This window comes from Amycolatopsis sp. BJA-103 (genome assembly GCF_002849735.1).
GTDB lineage: Bacteria > Actinomycetota > Actinomycetes > Mycobacteriales > Pseudonocardiaceae > Amycolatopsis.
In genome coordinates this window covers 1,741,113-1,759,638 of record NZ_CP017780.1, presented here as the reverse complement: position 1 = coordinate 1,759,638, position 18,526 = coordinate 1,741,113, and the positions used below count along the sequence as shown (strand labels likewise).

The 18,526-nt window shown below is 69.5% G+C and carries 21 protein-coding genes; 9 read left to right on the top strand and 12 right to left on the bottom strand.

Translation table 11 applies throughout. From position 1 onward, the window contains the following. The first annotated feature begins 100 nt into the window (after nucleotides 1-100). Genes BKN51_RS07890 through BKN51_RS07875 form a run of 4 tightly spaced genes read left to right on the top strand, consistent with a single transcriptional unit; the run spans nucleotide 101 to nucleotide 2,356 of the window. Nucleotides 101-499, top strand: coding sequence for a phage holin family protein (locus BKN51_RS07890; RefSeq protein ID WP_101606993.1), 399 nt, complete (start codon nucleotides 101-103; stop codon nucleotides 497-499). Further along, nucleotides 496-801: a DUF3618 domain-containing protein gene (locus BKN51_RS07885; RefSeq protein WP_101606992.1), complete on the top strand. Its 306-nt coding sequence runs from the start codon at nucleotides 496-498 to the stop codon at nucleotides 799-801. The genes BKN51_RS07890 and BKN51_RS07885 overlap by 4 nt, the downstream gene beginning before the upstream one ends. Next, nucleotides 798-1,064 (top strand): DUF4235 domain-containing protein, encoded by a 267-nt coding sequence (locus BKN51_RS07880; RefSeq protein ID WP_101606991.1) that lies wholly within the window; start codon nucleotides 798-800, stop codon nucleotides 1,062-1,064. Before BKN51_RS07885 ends, BKN51_RS07880 begins: the two co-directional genes overlap by 4 nt. Nucleotides 1,065-1,066: 2 nt before the next feature. Beyond that, nucleotides 1,067-2,356, top strand: coding sequence for an NAD(P)/FAD-dependent oxidoreductase (locus BKN51_RS07875; protein ID WP_101606990.1), 1,290 nt, complete (start codon nucleotides 1,067-1,069; stop codon nucleotides 2,354-2,356). A 3-nt stretch (nucleotides 2,357-2,359) separates the two neighbouring features. Here the strand turns inward: BKN51_RS07875 and BKN51_RS07870 are convergent, their stop codons facing one another. From BKN51_RS07870 to BKN51_RS07860, 3 genes are read right to left on the bottom strand one after another with little or no spacing between them, the layout of a single operon-like run. Beyond that, nucleotides 2,360-3,121, bottom strand: a complete 762-nt coding sequence (locus BKN51_RS07870; RefSeq protein ID WP_101606989.1) for a glucose 1-dehydrogenase — start codon at nucleotides 3,119-3,121, stop codon at nucleotides 2,360-2,362. A 33-nt stretch (nucleotides 3,122-3,154) separates the two neighbouring features. After that, on the bottom strand, nucleotides 3,155-3,751 hold the full coding sequence (locus tag BKN51_RS07865; protein WP_101606988.1) for a TetR/AcrR family transcriptional regulator: 597 nt from the start codon (nucleotides 3,749-3,751) through the stop codon (nucleotides 3,155-3,157). 32 nt (nucleotides 3,752-3,783) lie between these two features. Then, on the bottom strand, nucleotides 3,784-4,158 hold the full coding sequence (locus tag BKN51_RS07860; RefSeq protein ID WP_101606987.1) for a winged helix-turn-helix transcriptional regulator: 375 nt from the start codon (nucleotides 4,156-4,158) through the stop codon (nucleotides 3,784-3,786). A gap of 78 nt (nucleotides 4,159-4,236) precedes the next feature. Between BKN51_RS07860 and BKN51_RS07855 the strand changes: the two genes are divergently transcribed. Beyond that, nucleotides 4,237-4,761 (top strand): GNAT family N-acetyltransferase, encoded by a 525-nt coding sequence (locus BKN51_RS07855; RefSeq protein ID WP_101606986.1) that lies wholly within the window; start codon nucleotides 4,237-4,239, stop codon nucleotides 4,759-4,761. Here the strand turns inward: BKN51_RS07855 and BKN51_RS07850 are convergent. Further along, a complete protein-coding gene (locus BKN51_RS07850) occupies nucleotides 4,758-5,843 on the bottom strand; it encodes a TetR/AcrR family transcriptional regulator (RefSeq protein WP_101606985.1) in 1,086 nt (361 codons plus the stop codon). The two genes, BKN51_RS07855 and BKN51_RS07850, sit on opposite strands and share 4 nt — an antisense overlap. A 97-nt stretch (nucleotides 5,844-5,940) precedes the next feature. Between BKN51_RS07850 and BKN51_RS07845 the strand changes: the two genes are divergently transcribed. Next, nucleotides 5,941-7,131, top strand: coding sequence for a cytochrome P450 family protein (locus tag BKN51_RS07845; protein ID WP_101606984.1), 1,191 nt, complete (start codon nucleotides 5,941-5,943; stop codon nucleotides 7,129-7,131). Nucleotides 7,132-7,157: 26 nt separating this feature from the next. Further along, entirely contained in the window at nucleotides 7,158-8,015 is an 858-nt protein-coding gene (locus BKN51_RS07840) for an LLM class F420-dependent oxidoreductase (protein ID WP_101606983.1), read from the top strand. Here BKN51_RS07840 and BKN51_RS07835 read toward each other — a convergent pair. Then, entirely contained in the window at nucleotides 7,996-9,390 is a 1,395-nt protein-coding gene (locus BKN51_RS07835; protein WP_101606982.1) for a serine/threonine-protein kinase, read from the bottom strand. The genes BKN51_RS07840 and BKN51_RS07835 overlap by 20 nt on opposite strands. Before the next feature lie 229 nt (nucleotides 9,391-9,619). Here BKN51_RS07835 and BKN51_RS07830 point away from each other — a divergent pair, with 229 nt between their 5' ends. After that, nucleotides 9,620-10,312, top strand: coding sequence for an IclR family transcriptional regulator (locus BKN51_RS07830; RefSeq protein WP_101606981.1), 693 nt, complete (start codon nucleotides 9,620-9,622; stop codon nucleotides 10,310-10,312). Between the two features lie 94 nt (nucleotides 10,313-10,406). Here the strand turns inward: BKN51_RS07830 and BKN51_RS07825 are convergent, their stop codons facing one another. The 6 genes from BKN51_RS07825 to BKN51_RS07800 all read right to left on the bottom strand — a co-directional run bounded on the left by BKN51_RS07825 (nucleotide 10,407) and on the right by BKN51_RS07800 (nucleotide 16,103). Beyond that, nucleotides 10,407-10,976 (bottom strand): TetR/AcrR family transcriptional regulator, encoded by a 570-nt coding sequence (locus tag BKN51_RS07825; protein ID WP_101606980.1) that lies wholly within the window; start codon nucleotides 10,974-10,976, stop codon nucleotides 10,407-10,409. A gap of 134 nt (nucleotides 10,977-11,110) precedes the next feature. After that, nucleotides 11,111-12,856 carry a 3-oxosteroid 1-dehydrogenase gene (gene kstD, locus BKN51_RS07820; RefSeq protein WP_101606979.1) on the bottom strand — a complete coding sequence of 582 codons (1,746 nt, stop codon included), beginning with the start codon at nucleotides 12,854-12,856 and terminating at the stop codon, nucleotides 11,111-11,113. 143 nt (nucleotides 12,857-12,999) lie between these two features. Next, on the bottom strand, nucleotides 13,000-14,037 hold the full coding sequence (locus BKN51_RS07815) for an LLM class flavin-dependent oxidoreductase (protein ID WP_101606978.1): 1,038 nt from the start codon (nucleotides 14,035-14,037) through the stop codon (nucleotides 13,000-13,002). Continuing rightward, nucleotides 14,037-14,555: an SRPBCC family protein gene (locus BKN51_RS07810; RefSeq protein ID WP_101606977.1), complete on the bottom strand. Its 519-nt coding sequence runs from the start codon at nucleotides 14,553-14,555 to the stop codon at nucleotides 14,037-14,039. The genes BKN51_RS07815 and BKN51_RS07810 overlap by 1 nt, the downstream gene beginning before the upstream one ends. A gap of 48 nt (nucleotides 14,556-14,603) precedes the next feature. Then, nucleotides 14,604-15,119 (bottom strand): winged helix-turn-helix transcriptional regulator, encoded by a 516-nt coding sequence (locus BKN51_RS07805; protein ID WP_101606976.1) that lies wholly within the window; start codon nucleotides 15,117-15,119, stop codon nucleotides 14,604-14,606. A 60-nt stretch (nucleotides 15,120-15,179) separates the two neighbouring features. Then, entirely contained in the window at nucleotides 15,180-16,103 is a 924-nt protein-coding gene (locus BKN51_RS07800; protein ID WP_101606975.1) for a tetratricopeptide repeat protein, read from the bottom strand. Nucleotides 16,104-16,641: 538 nt separating this feature from the next. On the opposite strand from BKN51_RS07800, the gene BKN51_RS07795 reads away from it, so the two are divergent. Further along, nucleotides 16,642-17,055, top strand: a complete 414-nt coding sequence (locus BKN51_RS07795; protein ID WP_101606974.1) for an SsgA family sporulation/cell division regulator — start codon at nucleotides 16,642-16,644, stop codon at nucleotides 17,053-17,055. 22 nt (nucleotides 17,056-17,077) lie between these two features. Here the strand turns inward: BKN51_RS07795 and BKN51_RS07790 are convergent, their stop codons facing one another. Further along, nucleotides 17,078-18,448: an LLM class flavin-dependent oxidoreductase gene (locus BKN51_RS07790; protein ID WP_101606973.1), complete on the bottom strand. Its 1,371-nt coding sequence runs from the start codon at nucleotides 18,446-18,448 to the stop codon at nucleotides 17,078-17,080. Between the last annotated feature and the right edge of the window lie 78 nt (nucleotides 18,449-18,526).

Genomic DNA, 18,526 nt, shown 5'->3' with positions numbered 1-18,526 from the left:
ACTCCTCGGCTACCCGGCACCCCGAGGGCCGAAACGCGCCGTGATTGATCGCCCTTACTCCCGGGTACCCGGCGGGCAGAACGCCCCGAGGAGGTGCTCCATGATCGAAAAGACCGAAGACCGGTCGGTCGGCGAATTGCTCTCCGACCTGAGTGACGAGGTCAAACGTCTCGTCCGCGACGAGATGCGGCTCGCCGTCGTCGAATTGCAGGGCAAGGGAAAGCGGATGGGACTCGGCGCCGGGTTGTTCGGCGTCGCCGGGCTGTTCGCGCTGTTCGGCCTGGCCACCCTCATCGCCGCGGTGGTACTGGCGCTCGCCCTGGTGATGCCCGCCTGGCTGGCCGCCGTGGTGACCGGCGCGGGACTGCTGCTGATAGGCGGACTTTCGGCCATCGTCGGCAAGAAGGAGATCGCGAGCGCGACACCGCCGGTGCCGGAAGAAGCCATCGAAGGCGTCCGCAAGGATGTCGACACCGTCAAGCAGGGAGTGCGCTCATGACCGATTTCCCCAAGAACGCGGAAGAAGCCCGCGCCGATCGCGATGTGACGCGTGAGGAGCTCACCGAAACCCTCGACGCCTTGGGTCAGAAACTCGACGTCAAAACCCGGGTCAACGACAACCTCGACGCCAAAGTCGACCAGGCCAGCGCCAAGATCTCCGAAAAGGTCTCCGAGCCCGCGGCGGACAAGTTCCGTCAGGGCACCGAAGTCGTCCGTGCCAACCCCCTGCCGATCTTCGTCGGTGTTTTCGCACTGCTCGTGACGATCCGGCTGATCATGCGAAAGAGGTCTTCGTCGTGAACAAGGTCCTATACAAGCCACTGAACATGGTCGTGAGCGCCGCGGGCGGTGTGCTCGCCGGGATCGCGTTCAAGCAGATCTGGAAACGCGTGAGCGGCGAGGAAGACGCGCCGAACGCCACGGACCGGGACTTCACCTGGACCCAGGTGCTCGTCGCGGCCGCTGCGCAGGGCGCGATCTTCGGGGCGGTGAAGGCGGCCACCGAACGGGCGGGCGCGATCGGCTACCGCAAGGCGACCGGCGACTGGCCCACCGAGGACTGACGATGCGCGTAGTCATCATCGGAGGCGGGTTCGCCGGTTACAACGCCGCCAAAACCCTGCTCAAGTCGGCCGGCGACGACACCGAGATCGTCGTGCTGAACCCGACCGACTACTTCCTCTACCTTCCCCTGCTGCCCGAAGTCGCCGCCGGGATCCTGGAACCGCGGCGGATTTCGGTCTCCATCCCCGGCACCCTGCGGGGCGTGCGCCTCGTGCTCGGCACCGCGACCTCGGTCGATTTCGACGGCCGCAGCGTGCGTTACACCGACCCCGAGGACCGCGAGCACGAAATCGGCTACGACCGCCTCGTCCTCGCCGCGGGCAGCGTCAACAAGTTGTTGCCGATCCCCGGCGTGCCCGAGTACGCCCATGGCTTCCGCGGTCTTGCCGAGGCGCTCTACCTGCGGGATCACGTCACCCGGCAGATAGAGCTCGCGGCCTCCGCCGAAGATCCGGCCGAACGCGACGCGCGCTGCACGTTCGTCGTGGTCGGCGCCGGCTACACCGGAACCGAAGTCGCCGCCCAGGGGCCGGCGTTCACCGCCGCGCTCGCCGCCCGGCACCCCGAACTGGACGGCCAGAAGATCCGCTGGCTGCTGCTGGACGTGGCCGGACGTGTCCTGCCGGAACTCGACCGCAGGCTCGGCGCCACCGCGGACGAGGTGTTGCGGGCGCGCGGCGTCGAGGTGCTGATGAAGACGTCGGTCGACAACGCCGACGCGAAGGGCGTCACGCTCACCTCCGGCGAATCCGTGCCGACCCGCACCCTCGTCTGGTGCGTCGGGGTCCGGCCGGATCCGCTGATCGAGGACCTGGGACTGGAGACGGCCAAGGGCAGGCTCGTCGTCACCACGCAACTCAACGTCCCCGGACGACGCGACGTCTACGCGTGCGGCGACGCGGCCGCCGTCCCGGATCTGACCAGACCGGGCGAATACACGCCGATGACGGCCCAGCACGCCGAGCGGCAGGGCAGGCTCGCCGGGCGGAACGTCGCCGCGTCACTGGGACACGGCTCGCACGGCACCTACCGGCACCACGATCTCGGCTTCGTCGTCGACCTCGGCGGTCATCAGGCCGCGGCGAATCCCTTGCACATCCCCCTTTCCGGGCTCGCCGCCAAGGCGGTCACGCGGGGGTACCACCTGCTGGCCATGCCGGGAAACCGGCTGCGCACCGCCACCGACTGGGCACTGGAGGCGGTGACGAAACGACAGACTGTCCAATTAGGACTCGTCAGGTCGGCGGCGGTACCGCTCGACACCGGCTCCCCGGAACCGCCCCGCCACTGAAGATCAGGCGCTCGCGCCACCGTCGAGGACGATGTCGTGCCCCACGACGTACGCGGATTCCTCGGAGGCCAGCCACAGCACCGCCGCGGCGATCTCCTCGACCGCGCCGATCCGGCCGAGCGGGATGACCGCGCCGAGCCGTTCGGCGCGGTCGGCCTCGGTGTCACCGGGCCGGAACGACATGCCGGTGTCGGTGGCGCCGGGGCTCACCGCGTTGATCCGGATCCCCTCGGCGATGTGGTCGCGGGCGGCGGTCCGGGTCAGCACGTCCACGGCGGCCTTCGAAGCGGCGTAGGCGGCCATTCCGGGGAGGCGGATGTGCGAGCCGATGTTGGACGCCATGTTGACGATGACTCCCCCGCCGCCCTCCCGCATCTGCGCGATCTCGTGCTTCATGGACAGCCAGGTCCCCGTGAGGTTGGTCTGCACGACGGCGCTGAAGCCGTCTTCGTCGAGGTCCGCGGTCGGCGCGGGGCTGCCGAGAATGCCCGCGTTGTTGAACGCGACGTCGAGTTTCCCGTGCCGCCGCACGGTCTCGGTGACGAGACGTTCGACTTCGGTGCCGACACTCACGTCGGCGGTCACCGCGTCGGCCGCGCCGCCTGCGGCCTCGATCTCCTTCACCGTCTGGCGCAGTTTCTCGCCGTCCCGGCCCGAAACGACGACCTGAGCGCCTTCGCGCGCGAAGGCCGCCGCCGTGGCGCGGCCGATCCCGGAACCTCCCCCGGTGACCAGGACGACCTTGCCGCTGAATCGCTTCCCCACAGTACCCAACTTTCTGGTCCGATCGTTCTATTATCAGTGCTGACGAGCGGCTTCGAGGACCGCGATGGCCTGCTTCGCCGTCGCCCGGACGCGTGCCGCGTGATCCAGCCCCTTGCCCAGGACCCGCATTCCCTGCAGGACGGTGAGCAGGAACCCGGCGAGCGCTTCCGGATCGGCGCCGGGGCCGATTTCGCCCTGCGCCTTCGCCCGGCTCAACGCCATCCGCAACGCCAGTTCGAGCGCGTCCCAGCTGCGCTCGACCACGCGCGCGACCTCGGGATCCTTCGGCAGCATTTCCATCGCGGCGTTGACCACGAAACAGCCTTTGCGCCCCGATTCGTCGAGGATCTCGGCGACATAGCGCTCGATGAGCCGCCGCACGCCGTCGAGGGCGGGCCCCGGTCCGGCGAAGTCCGCGACGAACCGCTCGTTGCCCCGGGCGATGTAGCGGTTCAAGGCTGTCAGGTACAGCTGATGCTTGGTACCGAACGTCGCGTAGAGGCTGGCCTTGCCGATGCCGAGTCCGGCGACGAGATCACTGACCGAGGTGGCCTCGTACCCCTGCCGCCAGAACAGTTCCAGCGCGGCATCGCAGGCCGCGTCGACGTCGAATTCCTTCACCCGGGACACGAGAGAAGCTTAGCCACATCTGGACCGATCGGTCAAGAAAGCTGGTCGGAGTCGTAGACCGACCGGGCCTTCTCCACCTTCGGCAGGTTCTCCGCCGACCAGTCCGCGAGGGTCGCGAACAGCGGCGCCAGGCTCCGGCCCAGGTCGCTGATCTCGTACTCGACCCGGGGCGGCACCTCCGCGTGATAGGTCCGCGTGAGGAGTCCGTCGCGTTCCAGTTGCCGCAGCCGCTGGGTCAGCACCTTCGGCGTGATCGTCCCGATCCGGCGCTCGAGTTCGACGAACCGCTGCCTGCCGAATTCGTTGAGCGCCCACAGGATCGGCGTCGTCCAGCGACTGAAGACGAGGTCGACCACCGGGGCGATCGAACAGGCCTGTTCCGGGGTGGTCGAAGCGTCGGCGCGCATGGAGCCACGGTACGCGGTTTGCCGAGTTGTCATGATCGAGACACCCCATCACCCCACCTATGCGCGTAACGTTCTGTTATGGACTTGACCACCGAAAGGCTCGTCGTCCGCGAGTGGTCCGAGGACGACGCCGAAGCCGCTCTGGCGATCTACGGCACCACTGACGTGACCCGCTGGCTCACCCCGGCGATGGACCGGGTCACCGACGCCGCGGCCATGCGTTCGGTTCTGCAGGCCTGGCAGCAGGCGCAGCCCAATCTCGTGCCCCCGCGCGGAAGATGGGCGGTGCAGCGCAAGGAAGACGGCGCCGTCGTCGGCGGACTGGGCATCCATCTGCTGCCGCCGTACGAAGAGGACCTGGAGATCAGCTGGCAGCTGCATCCGGACGCCTGGGGCGAGGGCTACGCCTCCGAGGCCGCCCGTGCGCTGCTCGGCTGGGCGTTCACCCAGGACACGGACGAGTTCTTCGCCGTCGCGCGGCCGAACAACGTGCGCGCCATCGCGACCGCGAAACGGCTCGGAATGGTCTGGGTCGGGGAAACCGAGAAGTACTACGGGCTTCGCCTGCAGGTGTACCGGATCCGGCACACCGACGTCCTCTAGCGGCGATCGTCCACACGGGACACTTCGCCCGTCGTCGAGACGGCCTGCCCCGCGCCGCGCCCGTCCGCCGTGGCGACGATCCGGCCCTGCTCGACGCGGACCGCGGCCTCGGTCTCGTCGCTGACCGCGAGCACCCCCGCCGACGCGGCCAGTGTCCCGGTCACGTCGCACACCACACGCACGCCCGGCCACGCCCGCTCCGGGAAGGCCTGCCGCAGACCGCCGCACAACTCCGCGACGATCAGCCGGGTCAGCGGGACGAGTTCGTCGGGCTCGCTGGTCACGACGGCGACGGTGACGTCGCCATCGTGGGCCCGGACGGCCTCCTCGGCCGCGGAGATCCGATGGGTGCCGAGCACGACGACCACGCCGTCGGCGGGCACGAACGGTTCGGCACGGACGAGGTCCACGGCCCCGGGCGGTGACCACGGCCGATCGGTGGCCTGCGCGGCGGGCGCGATCACCGGCGGCGCCCACCAGTCGTTGAAGGCCAGCCCCGCCAGCCGTTCGCCGGCGCTCACGACGTCGAAAGGTTCGACGAGACCTGGATCGGCGGCCGCCAGCTGGCCCGCCCCGTGCAGCACGGTCAGCACGGTCTCCGCGAGCCGGACACGACGTGGTACCGGCGCGCCCTCCGGGCGTTCCGGCGGGTCGAGCCGCTCCAGCGCGAGCCCGAGCAACAGCCCGTTGAGCTTGACCAGCTGCGCGAACGGGCGCCGGATCCGCTCGTCCGCGAGTACCTCCGGCATCAGGTCGCGCGCGAGGCCCGCCTGGTCCTCACCCAGGGGAAACGCCGCCATTCTCGCCCTGGCCAGCGCCCCCAGCGCGTCCTGGAGCGTCTCGCCCGGCACGGCGTGCGGCGCTCCGGCGGAGTGTTCCGCAAGCTCGGCGAGGACGGCGAAGTACAGCGCGCGTTTCCCGGGGAAGTTCGAGTAGACGGCGCCGCGGGTGAGCTCCGCCCGTTCGGCGATGACGTCGATCTTGGCGTCGCGGAAGCCCTGCTCCGCGAACTCGTCGCGCGCGGCGGCCAGCACCTTCGCGCGATTGCGCTCCTGCGTCTCCGCCCTGCTCAGCCGGACCATCACTCCCCCGTCGTTGCCTGCGGACCCGGATCAAGATACCTTGGGCATTCAGATGATGAGAACATCTGAATTGAACATCCGAACTGGGAGAGCCCTCTTGTCCGACGTTCCCGAGATCCACCTGACCGACCCTGAGGTCCTGCGCGATCCATTCACCGCGTACAGCCCGGTCCGCGAGCGCTCCCCGATCGCCAAGCTCGTCGCGCCGGGGCTCGAAATGTGGGCGATCCTGCGCCACGAAGAGGCGCGGAAGATGCTGAGCGACCCGCGCTTCGCGCTGAGCCCGGCCAGCTACCAGCGAATGGAGATCCCCGAGCACTGCCGTCCGTACATGCGGAGCATGCAGGAGGTCGAAGGCCCGGAACACGTCCGGCTCCGGCGCCTCGTGGCCCCCGCGTTCACCCCGCGCAAGGCCGCCGCGCTCCGTCCGGGGATCGAGCGGCTCGTGGACGACCTCCTCGACAGCCTCGCCGGAGAAGAGCGGATCGACCTGGTCACGGCCTTCGCGCGCCCGCTTCCGGTCGACGTGATCTGCGCCTTGGTCGGCATCGCCGAAGCGGACCGCCCACGCTGGCGCGAGTACGGGACGATGGTCGCGGCGGGCGACGGCCCGGGACTCTCGAAGGCGGTCCCGGCGATCGTCGAGGACTCGCTCGCCGCCATCGAGAAACGGAAGCTCGAGCCCGCCGAGGACGTCGTCTCGCAACTTCTTCAGATCCAGGCCGAAGACGGCGACAGGCTCAGCGAAACCGAACTGGTCGCCTTGGTCTGGCAACTGGTCCTGGGCGGTCAGGTGCCCGGCAACCTCATCGCCAACGCCGTCGAAATCCTGCTCTCCCACCCCGCACAGCTGGCCGAGCTCCGCGAAGACCCGGCTCTCATGCCCGGCGCGGTCGAGGAACTGATGCGCTGGTGCAGCCCGCAACTCCTGACGGTCCCCCGCATCACCACCACGGACGTCCGGATCGGCGACGTCGCGATCCCCGAAGGAGCACCGGTCACCGTCGCGATCGCCGCGGTGAACCGGGATCCGAGGGCGTTCCCCGAACCGGACGTCTTCGACATCCGGCGCGCGGCGGGGCCCGCCTGGCACCTGGCGTTCGCGCACGGACCGCATTTCTGTCTCGGCGCCTCGCTGGCCAGGGTCCAGACCGAAGTCGCGCTCACCGCGCTACTGCGCCGTTTTCCCGATCTGGCGCTCGCCGACGGCCTGCTGCGGATCCCGGATCCGGGCACCTGGCGGTTGAACGCACTGCCGGTCACGCTGCATGCGACGGTTGCAAACTGAAACACGTTCTAATAATGTGACCGGCTGTGAGACACGGGATAGTGCTGTTCACCAGTGACCGGGGCATCACTCCGGCGGCCGCCGCCCAGGCTGCGGAGGCCGCGGGCTTCGACGCCTTCCACGTGCCCGAACACACGCACATCCCGGTCAAACGGGAGGCCCCGCATCCGCGCACCGGCGATGCGTCGCTGCCCGACGATCGCTACCTGCGCACGCTGGACCCGTGGGTCGCGCTGGCCACGGCGGCGTCGGTGACCACGCGGATCCGGCTCGCGACGGCGGTCGCCCTCCCGGTCGAGAGCGATCCGATCACGCTGGCGAAGACGATCGCCAGCCTCGATCACCTCTCGGCCGGGCGGGTCACCCTCGGCGTCGGCTTCGGCTGGAACGTCGACGAACTGGCCGATCACGGCGTCCCCGGCGGCAAGCGGCGGACGGTCCTGCGCGAGTACCTGGAGGCGATGCGCGCGCTCTGGACGGACGACGAAGCCTCGTACGCGGGTGAGTTCGTCTCGTTCGGCGCGAGCTGGGCGTGGCCGAAACCGGCGCAAGCCCACATCCCGGTGATCGTCGGCGCGGGCGGGACGGAGAAGACGTTCCGCTGGATCGCGAAGTCCGCCGACGGCTGGCTCACCACCCCGGGCGACACGGACATCGAGGACAAGGCGCGGCGCCTGCGCGAGATCTGGCGCGAAGAGGGCCGCTCCGGCGAGCCGGAGATTTCGGCGCTCGGCGTCCGCCCGGATCCGGAGAACCTGGCCAAACTGGAGGCGGCCGGGGTCACCGAGACGATCTTCGGCCTCCCGGACCGGTCCCCCGAGGAGGTCGAAGCCTGGCTTCAGCGCCTCGCCGGGAAGCTCGGCCTCAGCGCTGGGAATCGATGAGGTAGCGCCCGTCCTGCTGCACCATGACGAAGGTCGCTTTCTCCGTCATGGTCCCGCCCGCGGCCCTGGTGTAGGTGAGCGTCACCGACACCGTGTTCCCGGATTCGACGACGTTCGACACCGCCACCCCGCGGTAGTCCTTCCAGAAGTTCGAGTAGCGCTCGAAGCTCTGGTTCTTGGTGCGCTTGAAGTTGTCGGTCAGCGTCGCGAACCCGGCCTGGAGATTCCCCGGGATGAGCGAGTAGTACGCCGAAAGCGCCTGGCCGGGCGTCTGCGCCGGAGGCGGCGGAGCCGAAGACGACGTGGCCGGGGGCGGTGACGACGACGGAGGCGCCGAAGAGGACGGCGGCGGTTCGGCGGCGGTCGACGGCGGCGGGGTGACGGCCTGCGACTGCGAGGCCGGCGGCGGTGCCGCGTCCGTCGGGGTGTCCTCGCCGCGCGTGAGCACGACGACCACGGCCGCGGCGATGGCGGCGAGCACCAGGAACCCGGCGAGTACGCCGATCAGCATGCCCTTGCGCGCCTTCGGTGGCGGCTCCTCGGCGACGAGCGTCGTCGGATCCCCCGCCGCCAGGGCCCGCAGCTCCCGCTCGGTCTCGGTCATCGTCGGCCTGCTGTCCGGCCGGACGTCGAGGAGACGGGTCAGCAGCGGCGTCAGGATGCCGGACTTGACCGGCGGGGTGATCTCCCCGCTCGACGCGCGGTACAGCAACGCGATCGGGTTCTCCGCCGTGCCGTAGGGCGTGCCGCCTTCGAGCGCGGTGTACAGCGTCGCGCCGAGCGAGAACACGTCGGAAGCGGAAGTGGCGTCCTCACCTCGGGCGACCTCGGGCGCCAGGAACGCCGGCGTCCCGGAGATTTCGCCGGTCGCGGTGAGCTGGACGTCGCCCATCGCCCGCGAGATCCCGAAGTCGGTGATCTTGACGGTGTCGTCCTCGCCGAGCAGGACGTTGCCGGGCTTGATGTCGCGGTGCACGATGCCCGCCCGGTGCGCGGCCGCCAGCGCCGAGCACAACTGGATGGCGAGGCGGATGACGTCGTCGACCTCCATCGGCCCTTCGCGCAGTTTGTCCGCGAGGCTGATCGAGGGGAGATACTCCATGATGATCCACGGGCGGTCCTGCTCGTCGATCACGCCGAAGACGGTGATGGCGTGCGGATGCACCAGCCGGGCGGCGATCCTGGCCTCGCGCAGCGCGCGGTTCTTGGCCTCGTCGGCCTTCTGCTCCCCTTGTCCGTGCGGCAGAAGGAGTTCCTTGACCGCGACCGTGCGCTCCAGGTTGTCGTCGCGCGCCCGCCACACGGTGCCCATCGAGCCACCACCGACGGGCTCGATGAGATCGAACCGGTCGGCGAGGCGGCGGATCTCCTCCATTATCGACGTCCCCCTGGAGCTGTGGTGTTCGCGCGAACCTTGCCAGCATGCCAGGAACGCGCCGGGACGCAGGACCCGGCACGGTCGTTTCCGTCGCGGTGTCGGTCACGTCGGGGGCTGGGCCGTTCAGCGGAACCCCACCCCATCGGCTGCCCGAAAGTTCGTATCCCGGACGGCTGGGGACGCACTTTACTTCTTCGGTGTGGCCTGATCTCGAGAAAGGGCGGCGATGCGAGAACCCCTTGGCGGACGCGGAGTGCTCGAAGGCGCCTTCGCCTTGCTCGAAGCGCTCAACGAGCACGGCGGGCAGGCCGGGCTGACCCAGCTCGTGCGGGCCACCGGGCTCCCGAAGACCACCGTGCACCGGCTCCTCGAACAGCTGGCCGACCTCGGCGCGGTCGAGCGTGCGGACCGCAACTACCGGATCGGCTCGCGGGTGTTCCGGCTCGGCCGGTTCTGGCAGCCCGAACTGCGGGACCTGGCCAAGGAGTGGCTGCCGGTGCTTTCGGCGCGGATGCGCGTCAGCCTCGTGCTCGTGGTCCCGCGGGAGGGCCGCGCACTGGTCGCGGCGGGCGCCGTCCTGCCCTCCGACGACGTCCCCGTGTGGCCGGGCAGCCCGCTGCCACCCGGGACCGCCGCCGGACGGCTCCTCGCCGCCCATCACGCCGCACTCGCGGAACCGGACGCCGACGCGCTGGAGATCCGGTCGGCCGGGTACGCGGCCGAATCGGAAACCATCACGGCCGGGCTCGGCTGCGCCGCCGTCGGCATCAGGACTCCGGACGGCCGGGTCGGCGCGGCACTCGCCGCCGTCCTGCCCGCCCGGCGCGACCCGCTTTCGGCGGTCGCCGGACTGGCGCGCACCGCGCGTTCCTTCAGCGCCGCGCTCGCCGAGTACTCGCAACCGAACCGGGCCGGGTGAGGTGGTCGTGCCCTGTCCACCCGAAGTACGTGATGGCCCCCTTCCTTGCGTCTAGCGCAGTGAAGGGGTCCTTCCTGTACTTGGGGAAGGTCGTCTACGGACGCGCGTCCGCGGTCCCGACCGCGCCGCCGCTCAGCAACGCGAGACTGCGCTCGGCCTCCGCGACGGCGGAGCCGCGCTCGACGTGACCGTCGATCACGAGCGTGGCCAGCCCGTGGAGCAAGCACCACAGGGTGACGGCGAAGCCGCCCGGATCGCTCCGCTCCCCCACTCGCCCGGCCAGCACCGCGCACGTCTCCCGGTGCGCCTCGGCGAGTTCCGGATGCGCGGCGCGGTCGCCGATCCCGGCCCCCGCCATCAACCGGTACAACGCGGGATTCTCCAGCGCGAAGCCGAGATAGGAATGCCCGAGCGCGGTCACCGTCCCGGCGCCGCAGCCCCGCAAAGCGGCCTGCAATTCGGCGTGTCCCTCCAGCGCGACGGCCACCAGCAGCGCGTCCTTGTCGCGGAAATGGCGGTACGGCGCCGCGGTGGAAGCGCCCACCTTCGCGACCGCGCCGCGCAGGCTCACCCCCTCGGGACCCCGCTCGACGAGCACCTCACGCGCGGCCATGACGAGCGCACGACGAAGGTCCCCATGGTGATAGGAACGTTTGACGACCATGGCGGACCCCCCAGCCCTTGATGCCACGCGAACGTCTCACCTTAGCGGAGGGGGAGCCGAAGGACGCCATACCCGCATCTGACGCGACGAAGGGGCCCTTCACCGCGTGACATGCGGTGAAGGGCCCCTTCAGCTCACGGGTGATCGGCGAGATCGTTCGCCGCGACGTACCCGAACGTCATCGCCGGGCCGATCGTCGACCCGGCTCCCGCGTAGCTGGGGCCCATCACCGCCGCGCTGGCGTTCCCGGCGGCGTACAGGCCGGAGATGACCGAACCGTCCGCCCGCAGGACCCGCGCCCGCGCGTCGGTGCGCATCCCGCCCTTGGTGCCGAGGTCGCCCGGGACGATCTTGAACGCGTAGAACGGCGGTTCCCAGAGCGGGGCGAGGCACGAGTTCGGCAGGACATAGGGATCGGTGTAGTAGTGGTCGTAGGCACTGGCGCCCCGCCGGAAGTCACTGTCCACACCGGACAGTGCCTGGCCGTTGAACCGGTTCACCGTGGCGCGCAACGCCTTCGACGGAACACCGATCGCGCTGCCGAGCGCCTCCACGGTCCACGCCTTCTTGACCGCGCCCGCCGAGTACCACTCGTCGGGAAGCGGCAGCAGCGGCGCGACGTCGCGGAAGAGATACCGGTTGCGGTAATGCTGGTCGACGACCAGCCACGCCGGGATGGTCGGCGAAGTCGGGTTCCGGTCGTACATCGTGTGCACGACGTCGCTGTACGGCGCCGCTTCGTTGACGAACCGTTTGCCCGCCGCGTCCACCATCAGCCCGCCGGGCAGGGTCCGCTCGGCGAGGCAGAAGTACGGCTCGCCGGGCAGCGGGATCGCCGGGCCCCACCAGGCGTCGTCCATCAGGTCCAGTGCCGCGCCTGCCCGCTTTCCGGCCAGGATCCCGTCTCCGGTGTTCGACCGGGCGCCGACCGTCCACTGTGTACCGATCGGCTGGCGCTGGTACTCCGCCCGCATGGCGGCATTGTGCTCGAACCCGCCGGAGCCGACGATGACACCGCGCCGGGCCTTGACGACGCCACCCGCGACGGTCACTCCGGTGACCTTCCCGTTCTCGATGACGAGATCGGTCAACGGCGTGTTCAGCAAGACCGGCACACCGGCGCGCTGCAGCCCGGCCCGCAGTCCCGCGGCCAGTGATTGGCCCATGGTGAGCGGTTTCTGCCTGGCGAGCGCGGCGGCGGTGCCGCGGGCGAGGCAGGCGGCGGCCACCGCGGCACCCTTCGGATTGACCGCGGCCAGCGCGAGCCATTTGTAGTCGGCGCTGAAGACGACCATTCCCGCGGGCGTGGCGAGATAAGGCGGGTTCAGGTTGGCCAGTTCGGCACCGAGGACGTTCCCGTCGAGCTGGTCCGGTTCGATCGAGCGGCCGTCCGGCATCCCGCCGGGCAGTTCCGGGTAGTAGTCGCTGTAGCCCTCCATCCACCGGAACCGCAGCGGGCTGTTGGCCATCACGAACGAGAGCATCGCCGGGCCGTCGGCGAGGAACGCCTGCTGCCGCGAGGCGGGGATCGACGGGCCGACCACGGCGGCCAGGTACCGCGCGGCCTGGTCCGGGGTGTCACGGACGCCGGCCGCGGCCAGCACCGAATTGCACGGAATCCAGATCCCCGCCCCCGAGCGGGCCGCCGAACCGCCGAACTTCGCCGCCTTCTCCAGTACGACGCAGCTGAGCCCGCGTTTGGCCGCCGTCAGCGCGGCGGTCATCCCCGCCGCGCCCGCGCCGACCACGACGACGTCGTACTCGCCGATCACCGCGGCGCTCGCCGTGGCCGTCCCGGCGAACGGCAGGCCCGAAGCGAGCGCGAGCCCGGCGCTGCCGCGCAGAACCTGGCGCCGGGAAAGTCGGGGGTCGGGCTTCATGGGGCCTCCTCGCGTGGCGATCGAGCGAGGTCATGTTCTCCAGCCGGAGGCAAAAGTGAAACAAGTTCTACCCGCTTGGAGCAGGCGCGGCCGCCCGCACTCGGCCGGTCACCTCAACCGGCGCGGGCATTCGGGCCAACTCCTCACCCCAGGGCGCGGACCAGGTCCAGCGCGCGGCCGAGGGTGGTGAGCCGGTCGGCGACCGTCTCCCCCGCCGGGTACAGCCGGACCGTGTCGACCCCGGCGTCACGCCAGACGCGCAGCCGCTCCGCCACCATCGGTTCGGTGCCGATCAGCGTCGTGCCGAGCACCATCTCGTCGGTCACCAGCGCGGCGGCGCCTTCGCGGTCGCCCGACTGCCAGCGCTCGCGCACCGCCGCCGCGACCTCGGCCCAGCCCTGCCTGCTGTAGGCGTTGTTGTAGAAGTTCGTTTTCGCCGAACCCATCCCGCCGAGACTGAACGCCAGTTCGGCCTTGCGGCCCGCGACCATCCCTCGCAACTCGTCCTCGTCGCGGGCGAAGGCGACCTCGGCGCCTTGGCAGACCTCCAGGTCCGCCCGCGTCCGGCCCGCCTTCGCGAGACCTGCGTCGAGATGCGAGAAGTAGGCCTGCGCCCCTTCCGGGACGAAACTGGTGCCCAGCCAGCCGTCCGCGATCTCACCGGTCAGCTCCAGCAGCTTCGGCGAGAGCGTGGCCAAGTGGATCGGGATGTCCGGATTCGGCGTCGTCGACAGCCGCATCGGCCTGGTCTCACCCGGCAGCGGGATCTCGAACTCCTTGCCGGAGTGCGAGATCTTCTCCCCCGCGAACGCCTGACGGATGATCGCGACCGTCTCCCGCATCCGCGTCAGCGGCCGGGCGAACGAAACGCCGTGGAGGCCCTCGATCACTTGCGGCCCCGAGGCGCCGAGCCCGAGGGCGAACCGGCCGTCGGACAGCATCGAGAGGGTCAGCGCGGCCTGCGCGATCGCGACCGGGCTCCGCGTGCCGAGCTGGATGATCCCGGAGCCGAGCCGGATCCGCTCGGTCCGCGCGGCGAGATACCCGAGCACCGACGGAGCGTCCGAACCCCACGCTTCGGCGACCCAGCAGTCGTCGAGACCGAGCTTCTCCGCCTCCAGCACGAAATCCAGCGTCTCCCGCCAGCCGCGCGAGGCCTCGACCGTGGTCGCCGTCCGCATCACGCGCGCGCCGCCTCGGCCCGCTCCTTGATCGCGGCGAGGGTCCCGGTCATCGCGTTCTCGAATTCACGCAGCCGGACGAAGACGATCTTCTCCTCCTTGCCCGGCATCTGGTCGATGGCCAGCGACAGGCCGGACCGCCCCGGCCCCAGCTGCATCCACTGCCGGAGCTTCGTACCGCCGTTCTCGGCCTCCAGCGTGAAGCGCCACAACGCCGTCGGCGTCTCGGGGTCGTGCACCGCCCACGTGAACACGCGCGGCTCGTCGCATTCGACGACGTGCGACGTCGTCTCCCATTCGCCGAGCGCGTCGTGCCTGCTGCGGCCGACGAACCGCCTGCCGACCGCGGCGTCACCGTCCTCGCCGTCGCACCAGTCGACCGACTGGAGTTCCCCGCTCATCTCCGGCATCAGCCGGACGTCGGAGACGATCGACCAGACCCGCTCCGGGACGGCATCGACCCAGGCCTCGACCTCGACCGTCGGTTTGTCGGCGTACTTGGCGCCCGTCCACTCCATCGTGGTCGCCCTCCCGTGCTCGTGACCTCGATAGTTGCGTAGATGGACTTACCTTGTCAAACCCTCCTGCGCGGCGAAGCGGCGCACCACGTCGGGGCGGTTCGCGAGCTTCGGCGGGTAGCCGGACCCGAGCCGTGCCCGCGTGTTCTCGGCGGTGAGCGGCCCGGCACAGTGCGCGCAGACGACCTCCGCGTGCGTGTCGTGCCCGCAGGTGTCGTGGTGGAGGGTGATCGGCGGCCCGCTTTCCTCGGCGAGCCAGCGGTCGCCCCAGCGCGACATCGCGGCGAGGACACCGTAGAAATCCGCGCCCTTCTCGGTCAGCACGTAGTCGTAACGGACCGGGTCGGTCTGGTAGGCGCGCTTCTCCAGCAACCCCTCGCCGACCAGGCGGCGCAGCCGGTCGGCGAGGGTGTTCCGCGCGATGCCGAGTTCCTGCTGAAACTCGTCGAACCTGCGGATCCCGTAGAACGCCTCCCGCAGGACCAGCGGCGTCCACCAGTCGCCGAGCAGGTCCATGGTGCGCGCGATCGAGCACGGCCACTGCGCGAACGAAGTCCGTTTCATGTCCGCGAGCCTACGCCCGGTGAAATTGATCCGGTCATTCCTCCACCTATTCCCCGGCGCTCAGGCGCTGGCACGAAATGTTGCGATCCGGTCAAGAAGATCCCGCGCATTGATATCGCCGACCCGCTTCCGCACGCATTCCGACAGCGGCCGTAAACGGTCCCGCGTCCGCGCGGAACGGATTCCGCCGGCGATCTCCATCGCGGACAGGCCGACCTCGGCCGCGCGATCGAGGTCGCCTTCCAAGGCGTGGTCGACGGCGAGCCAGATCATCGTCAGCGACCGGCTGCGGACCATGTCCGGGCCGTAGCCCTCGATGGCCTCGGTGAGCGCGGGGATGGCCTCCCGGCTGTGGCGGACGTCGACGAGCCTGGCGAGTTCGGTGCGCACGGTGCCGATCATCGCGGCCAGGTCGTTGGCCGCGAAGAAGGCGGACCACGACGGGACGGTGTCCCCGAGGGAATTGGCGAACTGTTCCGGGGCAAGGGAAAGCTTGTCCAGCGCCTGGCGGACGTCACCGAGGAGCGCGTAGGCCCATGCCTCGTTCGCCGAAAGGATCGCCTGCGAAAGCGGCCTTCCCGCCCTGCGTGCGGCGAGCTGCCCCTTACCGAACTGTTCGAGCGCCTCAGCCGGCGAGCGGTGATGCAGGTACATCCGGCCGAGCCGGTAGTGGATGTTGGCGGTGAGGTCGTCGTTGCCCGCTTCCGCCGCCAGTTCGAGCGCACGGCGGAAGTGCCGCTCCGCCCTGATCGGGCGGCCGGAGTCGAATTCCGTCCAGCCCTGCAGGTTGTGCAGATCCGCGACCACGCCCGCCAGGCGCCGGGCCTGCGTCTCGGACATCATTCCCCGTCGCAGAGCGGCTCCGTAGGGCTCCAGCACCCGCAGCAGTTCCCGGCAGGACCCGCCGCCTTCCCGATAGTCGCGCGCCCGGAGTGCGGCGATGACGCCCTCCAGCCGATCGATGTCGGCCCGCCCGACACGCATCGGGAGCCGGTCAATCACGGCGGCGCCCCTGGACGCGCGGCACCGCCGGTTCGGTACCGGCGCCGGACGGGGCCGGCACTCGTCCCGGAACGGCTCGCCGCCGCGGCCCGTAAACCGCATCACGCCGCACCGGCTCTTCTCTTGGAATGGCGACGGTGATTCGTACGCCCATTGTCAGTCCCCTCCCGATCCGCAACGATCCAATTCGCCGAGGTCCAGGACGGATCCACGCCGGTCTCCGAGAAATACTTGAACGACGCAGGATGATGTTAACCGCGAGAATTACCGATTCACTCCGCCGAATGGTTGGCTATTTTCATTCACCGGAATATGCACGTGCGGAATCTCTTTCTTTTGCACGAATGATCACATTTCCCGCTTGCTCACCGCACGTGCACGGCCGGAACCGTCCGTGAGCACGTGAGACACAGCTCTCAGCCGAACGTGTGAAAGTTGTCGACTCGGGTCACGAAAAGGCTTCACATTGCGTTATCAATAGCTGAAGATCAACAGCAACCGAACGTAAGGGGCTGAAGCGTTGGACAAGGAAAACGACCTCATCCGGGGGACGATCGTCTTCGGCCTGCGCACTTTCGGTGCGGACCCCCTCCCCGTCAACGCCGACCTCGAGTACGACCCCGAAGATCCCTACGCCGTCGTGGTGGCCTACCACTCGGGCGGCGGGACGGTCCGCTGGATGTTCGGCCGTGACCTGCTCGCGGACGGCCTCCTCACTCCATCGGGTGAGGGCGACGTGATCATCAGCCCGGCCGACGACACCTCGATCGTGATCTTCGCCCTCAGCGCACCCGACGGCTGCGCGGTCCTCGAAGCGCAGGCGCAGGAACTGGCCGAGTTCCTCGACCGCACCTACGACGTCGTGCCCGCCGGTTCCGAGCCGGAGTGGTTCGACTTCGACCAGGAGATCGGCAAGCTCGTCACCGAGTCCTGAGGCCCGGACCGCAACCAGAGGACTAAACCCGCCGGTACCGGGCGCCAGGGTGGTCGTCACGCAGCCGCACCTGGCCCGGTTCGTAGATGCTCTCCCGCAGGGTGTCGCCCTCGTAGTCCTCCCACACCAGCCCTCGCCGCCGCAGTTCAGGCACCACGAGGTCGATGAAGTCGGCGAAGGTGCCCGGCGTGGTCGCGTAGGCGACGTTGAAGCCGTCGACGTCGGCCTCGTCGATCCACCGCTCGAGTTCGTCGGCCACGGTCGCGGGCGAGCCGACGATCACCGGGCCGAGTCCGCCGATGCCGAGGAACTTCCCGATCTCCTCCGGCGTCCAGGTCCGCGTCGGATCGGCCTTGGAGAAGTTCTCCACCACCGACTGGATCGCCTCGCTGTGCACGTGTTCGAGGATTTCGGTCGGCGAATAGCCGGAAAGGTCGATGCCGGTCCAGCCGCCGAACAGGGTGAGCGCCCCTTCGTAACTCGCCCGGCCGAGGTAGTCGCGGAACTTCTCCTGCGCGGCCTCGTCGGTCTCGGCGACGATCGGGGTCACCAGCGCGAAGAACTTGACGCTCTCCGGATCCCGGCCGAAGTCCGCGGCCTGACGGCGGACGTCGGCCACGTTCCGGCCGACGACGTCGGTCGAATGGCCCATGATGAACACCGCTTCGGCGTGTTTGGCGGCGAAGGAGCGCCCCTTGGTCGACGTCCCGGCCTGATAGAGCACCGGTGTCCGCTGTGGCGACGGCTCGGCGAGGAACACGCCGGGAACCGAGTAGTACTCCCCCTTGTGTTCGATGGGGTGGACCTTGTCCGGATCGGCGTACCGGCCGGTGGACTTGTCCGCGAGCACGGCGTCGTCCTCCCAGGAGGACTCCCACAGTTTGTAGGTGACCTCGAGGAACTCCTCGCCGATGTCGTACCGGTTGTCGTGGGTGATCTGCTGGTCGAGACCGAGGTTCACCGCCGCGCTGTCCAAATAGGACGTCACGATGTTCCAGGCGACCCGGCCCTTGGTCAGATGGTCGAGAGTGGTGAACTTGCGCGCCAGGGCATACGGCTGTTCGTAGGTGAGGGAAACCGTGACACCGAACCCGAGGTGCTTCGTGACCGCGGCCATCGCCGAAACCGACAGCAGCGGATCGTTCACCGGGACCTGCGTGCCCGTGCCCACCGCGGGATCCCGCGAATCGCGGTAGACGTCGTAGACCCCGAGGACGTCGGCGAGGAAAAGGCCGTCGAATTTACCGCGCTCCAGCAGTTTCGCCAGTTCGGTCCAGTATTCGAGATCCTTGTACCGATGGGCCTGATCGTCGGGATGGGTCCACACGCCGGGGGCGAGATGGCCCGTGACGGCCATGTCGAAAGCGTTGAGACGAATTCGTTTCGCGGGCATGGACGAAAGGAAACCCAGCGGCGGCCGGACCGGTCAACGAGGTCTCACCAGCCGGGAGCCGGGTGGCGGCACCGCCCG

Excerpts from the sequence above, each read along its gene's own strand:
- BKN51_RS07855 (WP_101606986.1), top strand. The coding sequence starts at position 4,237 with ATGGACTTGACCACCGAAAGGCTCGTCGTCCGCGAGTGGTCCGAGGAC.
- BKN51_RS07800 (WP_101606975.1), bottom strand. The coding sequence starts at position 16,103 with ATGCGTGTCGGGCGGGCCGACATCGATCGGCTGGAGGGCGTCATCGCC.
- BKN51_RS07790 (WP_101606973.1), bottom strand. The coding sequence starts at position 18,448 with ATGCCCGCGAAACGAATTCGTCTCAACGCTTTCGACATGGCCGTCACG.
- kstD (WP_101606979.1), bottom strand. The coding sequence starts at position 12,856 with ATGAAGCCCGACCCCCGACTTTCCCGGCGCCAGGTTCTGCGCGGCAGC.
- BKN51_RS07890 (WP_101606993.1), top strand. The coding sequence starts at position 101 with ATGATCGAAAAGACCGAAGACCGGTCGGTCGGCGAATTGCTCTCCGAC.
- BKN51_RS07830 (WP_101606981.1), top strand. The coding sequence starts at position 9,620 with ATGCGAGAACCCCTTGGCGGACGCGGAGTGCTCGAAGGCGCCTTCGCC.
- BKN51_RS07835 (WP_101606982.1), bottom strand. The coding sequence starts at position 9,390 with ATGGAGGAGATCCGCCGCCTCGCCGACCGGTTCGATCTCATCGAGCCC.
- BKN51_RS07885 (WP_101606992.1), top strand. The coding sequence starts at position 496 with ATGACCGATTTCCCCAAGAACGCGGAAGAAGCCCGCGCCGATCGCGAT.
- BKN51_RS07815 (WP_101606978.1), bottom strand. The coding sequence starts at position 14,037 with ATGCGGACGGCGACCACGGTCGAGGCCTCGCGCGGCTGGCGGGAGACG.
- BKN51_RS07805 (WP_101606976.1), bottom strand. The coding sequence starts at position 15,119 with ATGAAACGGACTTCGTTCGCGCAGTGGCCGTGCTCGATCGCGCGCACC.
- BKN51_RS07850 (WP_101606985.1), bottom strand. The coding sequence starts at position 5,843 with ATGGTCCGGCTGAGCAGGGCGGAGACGCAGGAGCGCAATCGCGCGAAG.
- BKN51_RS07825 (WP_101606980.1), bottom strand. The coding sequence starts at position 10,976 with ATGGTCGTCAAACGTTCCTATCACCATGGGGACCTTCGTCGTGCGCTC.
- BKN51_RS07875 (WP_101606990.1), top strand. The coding sequence starts at position 1,067 with ATGCGCGTAGTCATCATCGGAGGCGGGTTCGCCGGTTACAACGCCGCC.
- BKN51_RS07810 (WP_101606977.1), bottom strand. The coding sequence starts at position 14,555 with ATGGAGTGGACGGGCGCCAAGTACGCCGACAAACCGACGGTCGAGGTC.
- BKN51_RS07860 (WP_101606987.1), bottom strand. The coding sequence starts at position 4,158 with ATGCGCGCCGACGCTTCGACCACCCCGGAACAGGCCTGTTCGATCGCC.